This window comes from Ruegeria sp. TASC047, from assembly GCF_059612445.1.
The window spans coordinates 380,154-395,608 of record NZ_JBXWQP010000029.1 but is presented as its reverse complement, the minus strand read 5'-3'; the positions used below and the strand labels follow the sequence as shown (position 1 = coordinate 395,608).

Below are 15,455 nucleotides of genomic sequence, written 5' to 3'. Positions count from 1 at the left end.
TATGATACCAAATGGTATCTCTTCTGGGGTTGCATATGGATAACCGAACTCAAAACGCGTTCCGTGCGCTGGCCGATCCCACACGTAGGGACATTGTTCAATTGCTCTCGTCTCAGGACATGACCATCGGGCAGTTGACAGACCGGTTCGACATGACCCGGGCCGCGGTCAAAAAGCATCTGACCGTGCTATCCGACGGCGGCTTGATCACCGTTGAAACCCGTGGCCGCGAACGCATTAACCGTCTTGAACCACGAGGCATGGCCCCCGTTCTGGACTGGCTCAGGTATTTTGACCAGTTCTGGGACGATCGCCTCAACTCTCTCAAGGAAGCTGTTGAAAGGAAATCGAAATGACCGATGCAGTTCTGAAGAAATCGATCTTTCTGAGGGCCGAGCCGGAAACGGTTTGGGCTTATCTTACAGACCCGGACCGCCTGGCGGAATGGTTCCACAAACCGAAACATCCTCTGACCGCGGGTCAAAAGCTGGAGATGTTTGGCACAACAAGCGGCGACCTGTTGATCTGGGGTGAGGTTCGCGTTGCCAACCCTCCCAAATATCTGGAATACACGTTCACCGTAAAACCGATGGGCGACGCGGTGAGCGTCGTCAAGTGGACCCTGGAACCCGTCGCAGGCGGGACGCGCCTTGACCTGCGGCATGAAGGCCTGCCGCAAGGGGCCGATGCCTTTGGCCTGATCCTGGCACTGGACAAGGGTTGGGACGAGCACTTTGGCAAGATGCGCACGGCATTGCACGAAACTGTTGATGCCTGACCCCTTGTGCGAACCCGTCAGACGCCCTACTTAAGCGCGTGGCGGGTTCTGCCCTTCTTGTGACAGGTAGCATTCTGGTGGCCTTAAGCAATTCCGAGGGGGCTGGCTCTGTTCAGGTCCTGGCCTGATTACCTGGCGCCCACCTGTATATACAGGTCCTCGGGAATCAAACCACACGGTTGTTTGGTGGTCCCGCCACATTGCTGAATTGGCTCAGAGCACCACCAACGTCGGTCTCTACACACCTGGATGTCATGCAGATCAAATTAATCCGCTCTGATAGCCCAATTCTTCCAAAAGCAATGCTGACTTAGTGTACCAGCCTTCCTGTTGAAACATAGCACCCATTCCCTGGCCCCAAGAATATTCATGCAAACTGGTTCAAGGCTATCCTTCGATGAGAGAAAACAATTCGATTGGATTAGCAAGGCCACGAACTTCGTGAACCCCACAAGGCAAAAACAGATCAGGTGAGGTCCCAGCAATCGCTGATGTTACCAGCACTCTGTGACCGATAGACTTGGTTAGACCTTCTATGCGACTGGCAACGTTCACTGCGCCCCCGAGAACCGTGAAATCAAGCCTTCCCGGACTGCCGATATTGCCATAGCTGACTTGCCCAACATTGATCCCGATTCCTACATCCAAAGACGACTTATTAGCCTCAACGCGGCGACTGTTGAGCGTCGTCAAACCGGCCAATACACTTTGTGCGGCTTGCGCAGCCTTTCGGCATCGGTCGGCGTGGTCAACCTGAGTTGCGATGGTGAAGATCGAGAGAATACCGTCACCCATAAACTTGAGAACATCGCCGCCGTTCTCTTCTACGGATTGCACAACCAGATCAAAGTATCCGCTCAGCGCGTCAAAAACATCCACCTCGGGAGCGGCTTCCGAAAGAGCCGTGAAACCTCGCAAATCAGAAAACATGACAACTGCATCAACTGTCGTTCGTTCGCCCCGCTTGATCCGCCCATTCCAAACCGCATCAGAGGGCCCATCACCAAGATATGTTCGTAGCAGCCCCTTGGCTGACTTGCGCATTGTGACGGGTTCCAAGGCGGACGATAGAGCAGGCAGAGCTTCCTCAATCAATTCCAGATGTTGCGGTGAAAAACCGTCTGGGTCCTGTGTAACAAATGTACAGCCGTGCAGAGATCCATCACCATAATACATAAGGGTGGCATAGTAGTCTGTGCCACCCGACTCAGCGAATTCAAGATACGATGAATGCTCGGTCCTTGGATCAAGTTGTCGCAGACTTTTATGAAGTGGCTTTCTGTGCTCCAGAATGTACTCAAATGAGCTGCCAACATACCCGTCTGTCGACATCGTTTCATGAGTTACGTCGTAGCTGTCGGTCCGGTCAGGGGTCCAGACTATCCCCCATGCAATAAGTAACGGATTGGCGAACCGCTGACCAATATTGACTCGCCAGAGTGGAACGCCTTCGTCAACTAATGACGAGCAGAAATGAGAAACTACTTTCACGGGGTCGCCTGAGCGGCGTCCTTCGGTAATCATCCAGTCGGTTAATTGTGGTACGGAGGCCATGTTGTCAAACTAGTCGCTTGGACAAGATGATCAAAGTCCCTTCCGATTAGCAGGTTATTCAAAGCGCTATATTGAAGGAATATGTTCAGACCAAGGCCCCAGATACGCCATTCTGAATATCCGCGATAGGCTGAAATCAACCGCATACAAACGTGACAGCGGCTGCACCTGCTTTGAAGCTGCAACAGTCAATGTCGGCGCAACCATCTCACGATATGCCAGAGAACCCATAAGAGGCTTGGTGTGATAAAGCCTGGCATCAAAATTAGCGTGAAAAACTCGCCTCTTGCTTGATCGCAACTGGTTTCAAATCATCTAAAACCGGTGTTCCTCGGCGCGGGCCTTGAGGCTTTTCTGCCATGCTCATGATCTTGTAGGCGAACTGGACACCGGCAAAGACAATGCCGTTCATGAACCAGATCATCACCAAAGCGATAAGACCGATTTCCGAACTGGTTATCAGATGGCGCAGGTTTGCGACATTCAGCGCCAACAGGACGCCGACAAACACAGCCGAAATGACAAAGCCCCAGGCAACTTGCGTGATATAAAGGCGGATCAGTTTGGGCATGGCGAACCTCTTTGCGCTATGACATTCAAGTTAGTGCATATCTGGTTCTCGTAAAGGCGTCAGAATGCCTCGGGCTGTGCCTCGCGGGCCATGTGATCCAGCACAGCATTGACGAATTTCGGCTCTTTGCCTTCCGGGAAAAACGCACGCGCAACGTCAACAAATTCAGTGATGACAACCTTTGGCGGCGTGTTGCTTTGGGTCAGCTCTGCCCCAGCCGCACGGAACAGCGCCCGCAAGGTCGGGTCAATCCGAGCGATCGGCCATTTGGCGACCAGCGCACGGTCCGTCATCTGGTCGATGGCCGCCTGATAGTTCACCGCATTATCGACCAACGAGCGGAAGACGCTGATATCACCGTCCAACATTTCCTCACCCTCATAGACAGCGCCAAAACGGTGATCCAGAAACTCATTCACGACAGCTTCGGTCGTTTGCCCGGACTGTTCCATCTGGAACAGCGCCTGCACGGCATAAAGCCGGGCGGCGGATTTCATCAGGCGTTTCTGGTTTGCCGGTTTCGGCGCGTCTGTCTTGGTCATGCTGTCGAGGGTCCGTTGCTGTCGCCCGCCACGAGGATGGACTCGGACGGCGGTTTGAAACCAACGCCCTTTTTGGAAGAGCCCCACTTACGGCTGAGCGCGATCAGATGCAAGGCCGCAGCAGCAGCCCCACCCCCTTTATTCATCTTTTTCGGGTTCGCGCGGACTTCGGCCTGCGCGTCGTTTTCCACAGTCAGAATGCCATTGCCGATGCACAGGCCCTGTAGGCCCATCAACTGGATGGCCCGGCTGGAGTCATTGCAAACGGTTTCGTAATGCGTGGTCTCGCCGCGAATGACGCAGCCCAGCGCGACGTAACCGTCAAAGTTGCATTGATGGTCGGCCATTGCGATGGCGGTCGGGATTTCCAGCGCGCCGGGCACCTCGACCACTTCGCAGGTTCCACCCGCGGCTTCGATTTCGGCCTTCGCGCCCGTGATCAGGTTATCGGCAATCGCACGATAAAACGGCGCCGCCACGATCAGCAGCTTGACCGGCTTGTCAAATTTCGGTGTCGGCAGAACGCCATGTTCGTCTTGAGCAGCCATGATCAGTCTTCCTTCAAAATCGAACGGGTACCGACGATGGACAGGCCAAACGCGTCAAGCCCCAGATATACGGTTTCTGGCGAGTCGGTCAGCAGAACCAGTTCCTGAATTCCCATCTTGGACAAGATCTGGGCCCCCAGACCGGTTTGTTTAATGGTGCGCGGTCCCTCGTCACCCGTCGCATATAGCGAGTTGCGCGGTTGACGGAACAGGCAGACCACGCCCCGTCCTTCTTCAGCAATCTTTTCCATGGCGCGCGGCAGTTCGCGCGATGATTTCGGACCAAGACCCAGAATATCGGGGGCCTCGTGCAAAGCATGGGTGCGGGTCAACACCGGTTCGGGTGTGGTGATATCGCCCTTAATCATGACCACATGTTCGATGCCATGGGTCTGATCGGTGAACAGCCGCATCTCCCACTCGCCGCCATATTCTGACGTCACGATCTGACGCGAGGTTTCAACCACCAGATTGTCGTTGCGCGACCGGTAGGCAATCAGGTCACTGATCGTGCCGATCTTCATGTTGTGCTCTTGCGCAAACTCAACCAGATCAGGCAGACGCGCCATGGTGCCGTCGGGTTTCATGATCTCGCAGATCACGCCCGAGGGGTTTAGACCGGCCAGACGCGAGATATCAACGGCAGCCTCGGTATGACCGGCACGCACCAGCACCCCACCCCGCTTGGCGCGCAAGGGGAAGACGTGGCCGGGCGTTGCGATATGGGCCATTGTGTTCTGCTCGTTGATCGCAGTCGCCACGGTCAGCGCACGATCGGCGGCAGAGATCCCGGTGCTGACCCCTTCGCGCGCCTCGATGGACACGGTGAATGCGGTTTCGTGCCGGGACGAGTTGTTCACCGCCATCATCGGCAGCCCAAGCGCTTCGACCCGTTCTGCCGTCATAGGCAGACAGATCAGACCACGGCCATGGGTGGCCATAAAGTTAATGGCCTCGGCATCTGCGAACTCGGCAGCAATCACCAGATCGCCCTCGTTTTCGCGATCCTCGTGATCGACCAGAATATACATCCGGCCGGCACGCGCCTCTTCAATAATGTCTTCGATCGGGCTGATCGCGTCGCGCAGCCGGGCCTCGACCGGGCCGGGTGTCTCAAAGCTCATTGGGCAGCCTTTCGCATGGCATGTTTGAACGGCGGAATAGACCACTGAGGGCACAAAGACCAGTCCACAAACGGCGCAGGTCTGCTCCGACGCGACGTATGGTATCAGGACATCTCGGCCAGACGCGCCACATAACGGGCCAGTGTATCGATCTCAAGATTGACCCGGTCCCCGACCTGCACGTCACCCCAGGTGGTGACCTCTTTGGTGTGTGGAATGAAGTTGATGCCGAAATCGCAATCTGTCACGTCATTGACCGTCAGGGATGTGCCATTCAATGCCACCGATCCTTTGGGCGCGATGAACCGTGCAAGATCCTTTGGCGCGCGCAGGGTGACGCGGGTGCTGTCACCGTCTTCCCTGATCGCGATCACCTCGGCTACGCCATCCACATGGCCCGAGACGATGTGACCGCCCAATTCGTCACCAACCTTCAGCGCGCGTTCCAGATTGACACGCTTGCCGACAGTCCAGGTGTCGAGATTGGTTTTCGAGACGGTTTCCGCGCTGATCTGGACATCATACCAATCGTCGCCCAGCGCGATCACGGTCAGACAAACACCGTCACTGGCAATAGAGGCTCCGATATCGATGCCCGCAGTGTCATAGGCAGTCCTGATCCGCGCGCGCAGGTCTCCCTGCTGCTCCAGCTCGGCGACAGTGCCCATGTCGGTGACGATCCCTGTAAACATTCCGTTAACCCTCAGTTCCTAACCTGTGCCTGACTATCACCGTCGAGGTAAGGCCAACGGGCCGCGCGGGCAAGCCCTGCCTTGCCGTACACCCACCAAACGGGCATAGTTTTGGCAACAACAACAATACGAGCAGTTCGGATGCCGCACCCGCCTTCAAGGTCTCATGATCGGGTATTCCTGTTCCTTCAGGGCCCGCACGGACCTTTTTTCCCGGCCTTGGGGCGTATGTTGCGCGCCACGGGGGCTCGGGTCTGGCGGGTTGGGTTCAATGCAGGCGATCAGGCGTTCTGGTTTGGCAAGGCAAGCTACATCCCGTTTCAGGACAAACCGGAAAACTGGCCCGCAACACTGTCCTCTTTGATCGATGAAAAAGCAGTTACGGATATTGTTCTATATGGCGACACCAGACCCATACATGCGCGTGCGGTCGAAATCGCCCGGTCTTGCGGAGTTACCGTACATGTATTCGAGGAGGGGTATCTGCGCCCATGGTGGGTGACTTATGAGCGGGACGGATCAAACGGAAATTCCCGGCTGATGTCGCTGGACGTTCAGCAAATGCGCCAGGCCTTGGCCTTGTCCGACCGAAAGGCGCCGCCGCCACCGTCGCATTGGGGAGACATGCGGCACCATATCTTCTATGGCGCCCTTTATCATTGGTTCGTGATGGCCCTGAACAGTCGCTACCGCAACTTTCAACCGCACAGGGAATTACCTGTCTCGCAAGAATTCAGATTGTACCTCAAGCGACTGTTTTTGATGCCTTTTCATCGCCTTCAACGAAGTGTGGCAACGGCGCGGGTCAGATGGGGCGGATACCCCTACCACCTCGTTCTGTTGCAGCTTGGGCATGACAGCTCGGTGCAGGCTCATTCCAGCTTTTCGGGCATGTGTGAATTTCTTGAGCTGGTAATCGAAGGATTTGCGCAGGGCGCGCCTGCCCATCACAGGCTGGTGGTAAAGGAACACCCGTTGGAAAACCATCGCGAACCGTTGCGACGCCGGGCCCGCGAGATAGCCGGAAAACATGGCATCGGCGACCGGGTTCATTATGTGCCGGGCGGCAAACTGGCCAGATTGCTGGATGAGGCGAATTCGGCCGTCACCGTGAATTCCACCGCCGGACAGCAGGTTTTGTGGCGAGGCATTCCATTGCGCATTTTCGGGCGTTCGGTTTATGACAAGCCCGATTTCGTCTCGCAGCAGCCAATCGCGGCGTTTTTCGCCGATCCCCACCACCCGGATGCCGAAGCCTATCGCTGTTATCGGCAATTTCTTCTGGAAACCAGTCAGGTACCCGGCGGGTTCTATTCAAGGCGTGGCCGCCGTCAGCTGCTGCGCCGCGCCGTAGATATGCTTTTGGACACCAACGACCCCTACCAATCGGTTCTGAACACGAACGAGGCGCGAACGACACAGTTGAAAGTCGTCGAATGAAACGGGTGGTGTGTGACTGGAAGTTAAGCCACTTACCAGCTAGTCTGCACGCAACTACAAAAGACTGAGGATATCGGGCGGTGAAAGTCTCTTCTGGGCGATGGATGCGGGGTGTGTCCCTTGTGGCTGCAATTGGCCTGCTGGCCGCGTGCCAGCTGCCAAAATCCGGACCGAATAAATCCGAAATTCTGGCCGGTTCAGTTCAAAACGGGGGCAACGCATATGTCGTTGAAGTTGACGACAACGTCACACGCGCGACGTCCGCCATTCCTCAGTATGGCTTTTCTTCCTCCTTCAGCAGTGCCCAGACATTGACCGCAGATACCGTTCGCCCTGGAGACGTGCTGGGGCTGACCATCTGGGAAAACGTCGACGATGGACTGCTGTCCGGCGAAACCGGCCTGGCGACCGCGTTGAATGAGGTTCAGGTCGACAGCGACGGATTTATCTTTGTTCCCTATGCAGGCCAGATTCGGGCTGCAGGAAACACGCCGGAACAGCTGCGCGTTCTGATCACGGACAAGCTTCAGGAACAGACGCCGGACCCGCAGGTCGAAGTGCGTCGCGTCGCTGGTGACGGGTCCACCGTCTCGCTGACGGGCACGGTCGCCGCACCGGGCATTTATCCGATTGAACGGCCAACTCGGTCGCTGCTTGGTATGTTGTCCCGGGCGGGCGGAGTCTCGGTCGCGTCTGACATCGCGCTGGTGACCCTGATCCGGGGCGATCAGAAAGGTACCGTCTGGTACGAGGACCTGTTCCGCAACCCCAAGCTGGACGTCGCCCTGCGCGGTGGTGACCGCATTCTGGTGGAAGAGGACAGCAGATCGTATATCGCCCTTGGCGCAACCGGGGGCCAGTCGCGCGTGGCGTTTGAAAGTCAGGATCTGTCGGCACTGGAAGCCTTGGCGCAGGTCGGCGGTCTGCTGACGCTGTCCTCGGATCCAACGGGTATCTTCATTCTGCGCAAGGAACGTCAGGATGTTGCCCGCAGTATCACCGGACGGGCCGACCTCAAAGGGGATCAGCGCATGATCTACCTGCTGAACTTGACAGCCCCCAACGGCCTGTTCATTGCACGCGATTTCGTGATCCGGGACGATGATACGATCTACGTGACCGAAGCGCCCTATGCTCAGTGGAGCAAGTCGATCTCACTTATCGCAGGCGGTCTGACTCCCGTTGCAAACGTTGCCACGCTAACCGGCAATTGATGCATGCGGCCCGATCCCGACACGTCAGCCGGGAGCGGGCAAAATCGGCTGTTTGTTTATAACGGCGGCTTTCTGACCCAGAAACGTCTGAGACGAATTCTGTCGCTTTCGGGTTACGACATTCGACTGGGATTTCCGAAAGAAGGCGATTGCGTAGGCGTCTGGGGCAACAGCCCGACAGCACATCGCGGTCTTAAGATCGCCGAAAAACACGCCGCCCCGATTCTGCGGGTCGAGGACGCCTTTCTCAGATCACTGCACCCGGGCCGGAATGGCGAGCCCCCTTTGGGGCTGTTGCTGGATCGTTCCGGCCTGCATTTCGATACCGCCACGCCGTCTGAACTTGAAACAATGCTGGCCACGCACCCTCTGGATGACACGGCTCTGCTGAACCGTGCCCGCGCCGCGATCACGCGGATCAGAGAGCTTAACCTCAGCAAGTATTCCGCCTTCGATCTCGATCTTGAACCACCCGATCCGGGTTATGTTCTGGTGATTGATCAGACGGTCGGCGATGCGTCGGTAACAGCAAGCGGAGCGGACCGCGCCCGGTTTCTTGAAATGCTTGTCTTGGCGCAGGAGGAAAACCCCGGCGCACGTATCCTGATCAAGACGCATCCTGAAACACTGGCGGGTCACCGTCAGGGGCATTTTACCGATCAGGACCTGTCAGACCGGATAACGCAGTTCAGCGACCCGATCAGCCCATGGCCGTTGCTTGAAGGGGCTGTTGCTGTCTACACCGTGTCCTCGCAACTGGGGTTCGAGGCAATTCTGGCAGGCCACAAACCGCGTGTGTTCGGCCAACCTTTCTATGCCGGATGGGGCCTGACGCAGGATGACAGACCCGTTCCGCGCCGCCAGCGCAGCCTGACACGGGCGCAATTGTTCGCGGCTGCCATGCTGCTGTACCCGACTTGGTATGACCCCTATCGCGATCAGCTGTGCGAACTGGAAACGGTACTGGACACGTTAGAGGCAAAGACCGGCGCCTGGCGACAGGACAAGAACGGCTGGACGGCATCCGGGATGCGCTTGTGGAAACGCAGGCATCTGCAACAGTTTTTCGGGCAACATGGAAAGCTGCGCTTTACGGCATCTCAACCCGGCACACTGGACCGCCCCCACATGGTCTGGGCCAGCCAGGCAAGGAACACCGAAGGGGCGGTTCGGGTCGAAGACGGGTTCCTGCGTTCACGCGGGCTTGGGGCGGCACTGGTCCCGCCACTGTCGCTGGTGACGGACGAGATCGGTATCTATTACGACCCGACAAAACCCAGCCAGTTGGAAGAGTTGATCACCTTGCGTGAAACATTGAGGCCGGATCAGGACCTGCGCGCGGAACGTCTTGTCGAAAACCTTTTGGCCGCAGGCCTGAGCAAATACAATACCGGCAATCCGACCAGCCCCCTGCCCGAAGGCCATCGTATTCTTGTGCCCGGACAGGTCGAGGACGACGCCTCGATACTGTTGGGTACCAGCGCGGTCCGCAGCAATCTGGACCTGCTGAAAGCTGTGCGCGACGCCAATCCCGACGCGATCCTGATTTACAAACCCCACCCCGATGTCGAAGCGGGTCTGCGCGAAGGCAGGATCGATGCCGAGGCAATTGCCGACATTGTTTTAACCCAAACAGACCCCGCATCATTGTTGCCGCACGTGCAGGAAGTATGGACCATGACATCGCTTCTGGGGTTCGAGGCTTTGCTGCGCGGCGTGAAGGTTACAACTCTGGGCGCGCCCTTTTATGCGGGTTGGGGGCTGACCACGGATCTGGGGGCTGTTCCCGCTCGGCGTGGCGCAAGACCGACGTTGATGGGCCTCGTCCATGCCAGCCTGATTGATTACCCTCGTTATTTCGACCCGGTCACAGGGCAACCCTGCCCCGTCGAGGTTGCCGTTGAACGTCTGGCGCAGGGCACTTGTGCTCCGACCGGTCCGTTCAATCGTGTTCTGTCAAAACTTCAGGGCGTGTTTGCGACACATGCGCACTTGTGGCGCTAACGCTACTCCGACGCCCTGCGCCAACGGTGCAGGATATCCCCACCCACCACTTTCGCTTCAACCAGTTCGAACCGTGGCGCGGCGTCCAGTGTCGTCAACGCCAATGTTCCCACAGCAGCCAGACCTTCGGCCCCAATGGTCAATCCAGCGGTAAATCCGACCAATTCATCCACCAGATCCTCGGCCAGCAGCGATGCAGCCAGCGCCGCCCCGCCTTCGCAGAAGACGCTGGTCAGACCGGCTTGCCCCAACTGTTGGAGCAGATCGACCGCGTCAATCTGATGATCCTTCAACGCGCAGGGGATCAGCCTTGCGCCCAATCCTTCCCAGGCTTTCGCGCGCTCGGCATCCGGGTGATGCGCATGGCAGAGCCACACAGGTGTCTTTGATGCCGTGCGGGCCAAATGCCCCATCAAGGAAATATCCATATGGCGCGAAACCACAACGCGCACGGGCTGATGATCAATGCCAAGATCCCGAACTGTCAGTGAGGGATCGTCAGCCCGCGCCGTACCCGCTCCGACCATCACCGCGTCGTGTCGCGCACGCATGGCATGGACGACGCGGCGCGCCTGTGGCCCGGTAATCCATTGGCTGTGCCCGGTCGAGGTTGCGATCCGCCCGTCAAAACTGCTGGCCAGCTTGAGGGTCACGAAAGGTCGGCCCTGTTCGGTCTTCAGAAAAAAGCCCGCCAGATCACATTCCGCCTGCTCTGCGAGGACACCGGTTACGACCTTAATTCCGGCCTCGCGCAACTTGGCAAAGCCCTGCCCCGCGACACGCAGATCGCTGTCTTCCACGGCTGCCACGACACGGGCGACACCCGCAGCAATCAAAGCCTCGGCACAGGGGGGTGTTTTGCCGTGATGGGCGCAGGGTTCCAAAGTCACATAGGCGGTCGCGCCATGTGCGGCCTGCCCGGCTTGCGCCAAAGCCTCGGTCTCGGCATGGGGGCGGCCGCCCAGCTGGGTCCAACCGCGCCCGACAATCCGGCCTTTGCGCACGATAACACACCCCACCGCAGGGTTTGGCCAGCACATCCCCTGACCGCGCCGCCCCAGTGACAGGGCCAGCGCCATGAATCGCTTATCTGTTTCGCTCACTCGTCCGTCGGTGGCTGCGGCGGGCGCAGTTCGTGGACAAACTCCTCAAAATCATCGGCCGCCTGGAAATTCTTGTACACACTCGCAAAGCGAACATAAGCGACGGTATCGATCCGCGCCAGAGCTTCCATAACGATCTCACCGATCTTGTGGGACGGGATATCCGTGTCGCCCATGCTTTCCAGCCGACGCACGATACCCGAAATCATCTGATCGATCCGCTCAGGATCAACTGGCCGTTTCTGCATCGAGATGCGGATCGAACGTTCCAGTTTGTCGCGGTCGAAATCCTCGCGCTTACCATTGGTCTTTATGACAACCAAATCACGCAGCTGCACACGCTCATAGGTCGTGAACCGCCCGCCACAGGCCGGGCAGAACCGGCGTCGGCGGATTGCCACGTGGTCCTCTGCCGGACGTGAATCTTTTACCTGAGTATCAATATTTCCGCAAAACGGGCAGCGCATCCGCCGTCTCCTCGTACCTTGTTCCGCCTCTTTTTGTAAGCGCTGCGACTTACTTATCCACAACTATAGGGCAGCAACTAGAGTTTGGGTAGTCGGAAATTTCAACCGCTAGATAAAGGGTCAGGCAAGGTGCGCTGCAATCCGTCTCTGGTGTGGTGCCGTGCGGTGTTCAAACAGATATATCCCCTGCCATGTTCCAAGACACAGGCGACCCTGCACCACAGGTATCGACAAGGATACCGGCAACAGCGCTGCCTTTATATGCGCTGGCATGTCGTCGGGGCCTTCATAAGTATGCCGAAGATACGACATTGCCGGGTGATCGGATTGCGGCACCAGCCTTGCGAAAAACGCCCGAAGATCAGTTTGAACTTCGGGGTCTGCGTTTTCCTGAACAAGCAATGAACAGGAGGTGTGGCGGACAAAAAGCGTCAGTAAGCCATCCGTCGCCACCTGCCCAAGCCACTGCGTCACCTCGGACGTGAATTCGTAAAGACCTGATCCTTGGGTCCGGATTACAAATTCAGTCTGCATTCGCGGTGTCTCGCCGTTCTGTCAATCGTTATAGAACGGTCGATAGTTACACCTGGCATTCGCGCCTTGTACAGACATGCTGGCGCCAGGTTGAAAACCGATTGTAACAAAGCTGCTTGGCTGTACATCGACATTCTGGGGCGGCTTGGTCGAGAACTGAACCGCCGTTTTACGACCGGTGGTGACGCTTGGCCCATACCCGCGCAACACGTAGATCGGATCGCGCCAGCCCGCGCCCAATGTACGCCGTGCATAATCCGCTGCCGCGCACCAGTATCCTTCGGTGCGCTGGTCGCCGCGCGGAATAACTTCGAAATCGGTGGCGTTTATCGGCTCGGTCCGGTACCCGTGCGGCGCCGCGTCAGCCGTCATTGGAATGCTGAACGCCAGGGCGGCAATCGCGGCAAATGTCCGTGTATGTTTCATTGTCATTTCTTCCCTGATTGTGTGTCTCAAAAAGGTTAGGCCATAAGCTTCGTCGGCACAGGGTCACTCACGTTCTGTTTAATCCGTCTCATGCGTTGCGTGAACCGGCGTGAGCCATCCCTGGTATCTGATCAACAACCCCAGTCCCGGCGCGTCCGCAGACACATCAAACCGAAAGCGCCCCGCTTTGTCCTGCCATTCGTGCGTTCTTGAACGCGGCAAGGTAAAAGATGGCATCGGGATGCCAAACACGGTCAGGCGGAGAATTTTGATATGCATCCCGTTTTCCTGCCAAATGGGCTGCAACCAAATCGAGACCGCGCCGAAAGATTCACGGACACACTCTCTTTTCGTATCATATTTCAGAGTTGATCGGGTTTTGTGGTCCGCGAAATTCCGGTCCCATGACCAGATTTCGCCATTTGAATCAATCTGCAGGGAAACGGGGATGTCTTTGCCGTTTTGCGGAAACCCTGCCAGACGTGTTACAAGGGCAACCCATATCCCTTTGCCACGTTCGATCTCGCAGCGTCCCGCAAAGCAGCCCTCGCTCATGTGCAGATCTCGAACCGCCTTTGGCAACCTTTCGGTCGATCCTATCGCCTTAAGAAAGGGATCGCCCATCGCTAGTACCCGTTTTCGGCAAAACGAACCCTGATATCGGGACCGGGAACCAGACATGTCTTGGAACGCCCGAAGAACGCGTATCTGTTTCGTGCGATCAGGCGATAGGCGGGATCCTTGATAAGCCGAGGCAGAAACCGGCACATTGAGAACAGCGACCACGGGCCACGCAACTGTTTCATCGCCTCTGCAAACGCATCCAGATGCTGAAAAACAGCGCCATCCACAACGACCAGATTTGTTTGAAAATCCTGTGTGGGAAGGCCGAGATCACGATATAGCTTTTGCCCAAGCGGGGATTGCGCCGTTGCAAACTGGAAAACTTGGCGCCGGTCACGTTTCAGCATAAACTGGAAAAACCCCGAACACAACACGCATTCGCTGTCAAACACAATCAGGTTTTGGTCATAAACCCCTGTATTCTTGAAAATATCTTGCAAGGTTTTACACCGGAATTATTGACTTAAAGCCAGCCTGACAAAACCACCTGAGCGAAGCAATGCGACATGTACGAAAGGTGTGGGGGCGTGCCGGGGAGCCTTGACCAGAGGCTGGTGATTTCCCCGAGGCTCTGACCTCATCCCCATAAAGGTCTGGACCCGGCAACACTGCTGAAGTGGTTCGTTACACGTGGCGACGCTTGTCCATACCGGTCAAAAATTTTCGAGAAACTGCCATCGACGGCTTGTTTCTGTGTGAAATCCACTTGTCAGCACCGTCGATCATGAAAGAGAATTCCGTAATAGTCTGCGTATGTATTTGAAAATTTGAGGTACTGTTTCGCGATGGATGTCGATATCGGCCGACTTCATCTGTTTATTCAGGCACTGGACCGCCATTCCGGTAATGGCGACATGTCCCGCGATGTCCTGAAAATGGCGGGGCTACGCCCTCAGGATATCGCACCGCCGGTCACTACCTACAGCGTACAAAGCGAGGCTTTGTTTATCCGTTATGCATGTGACGCCACCCACGACGTCACATTTGCTGCCCGCACGGGGCTTGAGGTTACGTCAGCCTCGACCGTGACCGCCTATATCAGCAAGTATTCCCGAGACCTGAAACAGGTGATGGAGAACCTCACGCGCTTTCACAGCATCATCGACCCTGCCATCGCGCTTAACCTGCGCGTCGCGGGTAATTTTGCGACCTTGGAAGCCGAGTGGAAAGATTCCGGGTATGCGCGGTATCACAGACGCACCGAATTCCTGATTTTTGCTGCCCTGGCCAGAATGCGGAACCTGACACAAGTCAATCTCTATCCGATAGAAATTCGGTTTCAGCACAGGGTCGGCGACCACGCCCAAAGATTTGAAAAGCTTGCCGGTTTTCCGGTGACTTTTGGGGCCGAGAACCTCGAGATTATCCTGCCACTTGCCGCGCTGGACCTGCCTGTGCCGACGTATGACCCCCAACTCAGAGAGCATTTGCTGGAATATGCAGATCGCCTGCTTTCTGAGAGAGGCGCGCCCAAACATCTGACCCGTGCCAAGGTCGAGGGCTTGTCACCCGTTCCCTGCCCGGCGCAATCCCGCAGGCCGAAAGCCTCGCGGCTGATTTGGGGATGAGCCTTAGAACCTTCAGTCGGCGCCTCAAGGACGAAGGCACCAGCTATCGCGATGTTGTCGACGATCTGCGGTGCGACCTGGCGCAGACCTTTATCAAGAATGAAATGCCCTTGTCCGAAATCGCCTATTCGCTGGGTTATGCCGATCAGGCCGCATTTTCGACCGCTTTCAAACGTTGGACAGGCCAGCCGCCCAGCGCGTTCAAGACGCGATTGGAACACCCGATACGGACGTGAGACCGGGGGTCATCAGCTTGATAAACCTCG

The 15,455-nt window shown here is 56.9% G+C and carries 19 protein-coding genes; 7 read left to right on the top strand and 12 right to left on the bottom strand.

Features of this window, described 5'->3' with window-relative positions; genetic code table 11:
- Positions 1 to 35 precede the first annotated feature (35 nt).
- Together AC2FLO_RS09740 and AC2FLO_RS09735 are read left to right on the top strand one after the other, a co-directional pair.
- Entirely contained in the window at positions 36 to 356 is a 321-nt protein-coding gene (locus AC2FLO_RS09740; RefSeq protein ID WP_496752974.1) for an ArsR/SmtB family transcription factor, read from the top strand.
- Entirely contained in the window at positions 353 to 778 is a 426-nt protein-coding gene (locus AC2FLO_RS09735; protein ID WP_267365293.1) for an SRPBCC family protein, read from the top strand. The genes AC2FLO_RS09740 and AC2FLO_RS09735 overlap by 4 nt, the downstream gene beginning before the upstream one ends.
- Before the next feature lie 387 nt (positions 779 to 1,165).
- Here AC2FLO_RS09735 and AC2FLO_RS09730 read toward each other — a convergent pair whose 3' ends face one another.
- The 6 genes from AC2FLO_RS09730 to AC2FLO_RS09705 all read right to left on the bottom strand — a co-directional run bounded on the left by AC2FLO_RS09730 (position 1,166) and on the right by AC2FLO_RS09705 (position 5,809).
- Positions 1,166 to 2,269, bottom strand: a complete 1,104-nt coding sequence (locus tag AC2FLO_RS09730; protein WP_480481561.1) for an adenylate/guanylate cyclase domain-containing protein — start codon at positions 2,267 to 2,269, stop codon at positions 1,166 to 1,168.
- Between the two features lie 328 nt (positions 2,270 to 2,597).
- On the bottom strand, positions 2,598 to 2,903 hold the full coding sequence (locus AC2FLO_RS09725) for a hypothetical protein (RefSeq protein ID WP_496752950.1): 306 nt from the start codon (positions 2,901 to 2,903) through the stop codon (positions 2,598 to 2,600).
- A 59-nt stretch (positions 2,904 to 2,962) separates the two neighbouring features.
- The gene (gene nusB / locus AC2FLO_RS09720) at positions 2,963 to 3,445 is read right to left on the bottom strand and encodes a transcription antitermination factor NusB (protein ID WP_496752951.1); all 483 of its coding nucleotides are present in this window, start codon (positions 3,443 to 3,445) and stop codon (positions 2,963 to 2,965) included.
- Complete coding sequence (locus tag AC2FLO_RS09715; RefSeq protein WP_496752952.1) at positions 3,442 to 3,993, bottom strand: 6,7-dimethyl-8-ribityllumazine synthase; 552 nt, start codon at positions 3,991 to 3,993, stop codon at positions 3,442 to 3,444. Before AC2FLO_RS09715 ends, nusB begins: the two co-directional genes overlap by 4 nt.
- 2 nt (positions 3,994 to 3,995) lie before the next feature.
- Entirely contained in the window at positions 3,996 to 5,117 is a 1,122-nt protein-coding gene (gene ribB / locus AC2FLO_RS09710; protein WP_480583513.1) for a 3,4-dihydroxy-2-butanone-4-phosphate synthase, read from the bottom strand.
- A 104-nt stretch (positions 5,118 to 5,221) separates the two neighbouring features.
- A complete protein-coding gene (locus AC2FLO_RS09705; RefSeq protein ID WP_480583510.1) occupies positions 5,222 to 5,809 on the bottom strand; it encodes a riboflavin synthase in 588 nt (195 codons plus the stop codon).
- 141 nt (positions 5,810 to 5,950) lie between these two features.
- Between AC2FLO_RS09705 and AC2FLO_RS09700 the strand changes: the two genes are divergently transcribed.
- The 3 genes from AC2FLO_RS09700 (at position 5,951) to AC2FLO_RS09690 (ending at position 10,467) form a co-directional block, all read left to right on the top strand.
- Complete coding sequence (locus AC2FLO_RS09700) at positions 5,951 to 7,249, top strand: capsule polysaccharide biogenesis protein (RefSeq protein ID WP_480583507.1); 1,299 nt, start codon at positions 5,951 to 5,953, stop codon at positions 7,247 to 7,249.
- Between the two features lie 80 nt (positions 7,250 to 7,329).
- On the top strand, positions 7,330 to 8,463 hold the full coding sequence (locus AC2FLO_RS09695) for a polysaccharide biosynthesis/export family protein (RefSeq protein WP_496752953.1): 1,134 nt from the start codon (positions 7,330 to 7,332) through the stop codon (positions 8,461 to 8,463).
- A 3-nt stretch (positions 8,464 to 8,466) separates the two neighbouring features.
- Positions 8,467 to 10,467, top strand: coding sequence for a capsule polysaccharide biogenesis protein (locus tag AC2FLO_RS09690; protein WP_496752954.1), 2,001 nt, complete (start codon positions 8,467 to 8,469; stop codon positions 10,465 to 10,467).
- 2 nt (positions 10,468 to 10,469) lie between these two features.
- Here AC2FLO_RS09690 and ribD read toward each other — a convergent pair whose 3' ends face one another.
- The 6 genes from ribD to AC2FLO_RS09660 form a co-directional block, all read right to left on the bottom strand.
- Positions 10,470 to 11,570 carry a bifunctional diaminohydroxyphosphoribosylaminopyrimidine deaminase/5-amino-6-(5-phosphoribosylamino)uracil reductase RibD gene (ribD, locus tag AC2FLO_RS09685; RefSeq protein WP_496752955.1) on the bottom strand — a complete coding sequence of 367 codons (1,101 nt, stop codon included), beginning with the start codon at positions 11,568 to 11,570 and terminating at the stop codon, positions 10,470 to 10,472.
- Positions 11,567 to 12,037 (bottom strand): transcriptional regulator NrdR, encoded by a 471-nt coding sequence (nrdR, locus tag AC2FLO_RS09680; protein WP_267367325.1) that lies wholly within the window; start codon positions 12,035 to 12,037, stop codon positions 11,567 to 11,569. Before nrdR ends, ribD begins: the two co-directional genes overlap by 4 nt.
- Before the next feature lie 120 nt (positions 12,038 to 12,157).
- Positions 12,158 to 12,571 (bottom strand): secondary thiamine-phosphate synthase enzyme YjbQ, encoded by a 414-nt coding sequence (locus tag AC2FLO_RS09675; protein ID WP_496752956.1) that lies wholly within the window; start codon positions 12,569 to 12,571, stop codon positions 12,158 to 12,160.
- Between the two features lie 21 nt (positions 12,572 to 12,592).
- Entirely contained in the window at positions 12,593 to 12,997 is a 405-nt protein-coding gene (locus AC2FLO_RS09670) for a hypothetical protein (protein ID WP_496804350.1), read from the bottom strand.
- 78 nt (positions 12,998 to 13,075) lie between these two features.
- On the bottom strand, positions 13,076 to 13,621 hold the full coding sequence (locus tag AC2FLO_RS09665; RefSeq protein WP_496752958.1) for a DUF4166 domain-containing protein: 546 nt from the start codon (positions 13,619 to 13,621) through the stop codon (positions 13,076 to 13,078).
- Between the two features lie 2 nt (positions 13,622 to 13,623).
- The gene (locus tag AC2FLO_RS09660; RefSeq protein ID WP_496811670.1) at positions 13,624 to 14,061 is read right to left on the bottom strand and encodes a thiol-disulfide oxidoreductase DCC family protein; all 438 of its coding nucleotides are present in this window, start codon (positions 14,059 to 14,061) and stop codon (positions 13,624 to 13,626) included.
- A 345-nt stretch (positions 14,062 to 14,406) separates the two neighbouring features.
- On the opposite strand from AC2FLO_RS09660, the gene AC2FLO_RS09655 reads away from it, so the two are divergent.
- Both AC2FLO_RS09655 and AC2FLO_RS09650 read left to right on the top strand, forming a co-directional pair.
- Positions 14,407 to 15,189, top strand: coding sequence for an AraC family transcriptional regulator ligand-binding domain-containing protein (locus AC2FLO_RS09655; RefSeq protein WP_496752960.1), 783 nt, complete (start codon positions 14,407 to 14,409; stop codon positions 15,187 to 15,189).
- The gene (locus tag AC2FLO_RS09650) at positions 15,186 to 15,425 is read left to right on the top strand and encodes a helix-turn-helix domain-containing protein (RefSeq protein WP_496752961.1); all 240 of its coding nucleotides are present in this window, start codon (positions 15,186 to 15,188) and stop codon (positions 15,423 to 15,425) included. The genes AC2FLO_RS09655 and AC2FLO_RS09650 overlap by 4 nt, the downstream gene beginning before the upstream one ends.
- Positions 15,426 to 15,455 lie beyond the last annotated feature (30 nt).

Excerpts from the sequence above, each read along its gene's own strand:
- AC2FLO_RS09740 (WP_496752974.1), top strand. The coding sequence starts at position 36 with ATGGATAACCGAACTCAAAACGCGTTCCGTGCGCTGGCCGATCCCACA.
- AC2FLO_RS09735 (WP_267365293.1), top strand. The coding sequence starts at position 353 with ATGACCGATGCAGTTCTGAAGAAATCGATCTTTCTGAGGGCCGAGCCG.
- AC2FLO_RS09725 (WP_496752950.1), bottom strand. The coding sequence starts at position 2,903 with ATGCCCAAACTGATCCGCCTTTATATCACGCAAGTTGCCTGGGGCTTT.
- nusB (WP_496752951.1), bottom strand. The coding sequence starts at position 3,445 with ATGACCAAGACAGACGCGCCGAAACCGGCAAACCAGAAACGCCTGATG.
- AC2FLO_RS09715 (WP_496752952.1), bottom strand. The coding sequence starts at position 3,993 with ATGGCTGCTCAAGACGAACATGGCGTTCTGCCGACACCGAAATTTGAC.
- ribB (WP_480583513.1), bottom strand. The coding sequence starts at position 5,117 with ATGAGCTTTGAGACACCCGGCCCGGTCGAGGCCCGGCTGCGCGACGCG.
- AC2FLO_RS09705 (WP_480583510.1), bottom strand. The coding sequence starts at position 5,809 with ATGTTTACAGGGATCGTCACCGACATGGGCACTGTCGCCGAGCTGGAG.
- AC2FLO_RS09700 (WP_480583507.1), top strand. The coding sequence starts at position 5,951 with ATGCCGCACCCGCCTTCAAGGTCTCATGATCGGGTATTCCTGTTCCTT.
- AC2FLO_RS09690 (WP_496752954.1), top strand. The coding sequence starts at position 8,467 with ATGCGGCCCGATCCCGACACGTCAGCCGGGAGCGGGCAAAATCGGCTG.
- nrdR (WP_267367325.1), bottom strand. The coding sequence starts at position 12,037 with ATGCGCTGCCCGTTTTGCGGAAATATTGATACTCAGGTAAAAGATTCA.
- AC2FLO_RS09675 (WP_496752956.1), bottom strand. The coding sequence starts at position 12,571 with ATGCAGACTGAATTTGTAATCCGGACCCAAGGATCAGGTCTTTACGAA.
- AC2FLO_RS09670 (WP_496804350.1), bottom strand. The coding sequence starts at position 12,997 with ATGAAACATACACGGACATTTGCCGCGATTGCCGCCCTGGCGTTCAGC.
- AC2FLO_RS09665 (WP_496752958.1), bottom strand. The coding sequence starts at position 13,621 with ATGGGCGATCCCTTTCTTAAGGCGATAGGATCGACCGAAAGGTTGCCA.
- AC2FLO_RS09655 (WP_496752960.1), top strand. The coding sequence starts at position 14,407 with ATGGATGTCGATATCGGCCGACTTCATCTGTTTATTCAGGCACTGGAC.
- AC2FLO_RS09650 (WP_496752961.1), top strand. The coding sequence starts at position 15,186 with ATGAGCCTTAGAACCTTCAGTCGGCGCCTCAAGGACGAAGGCACCAGC.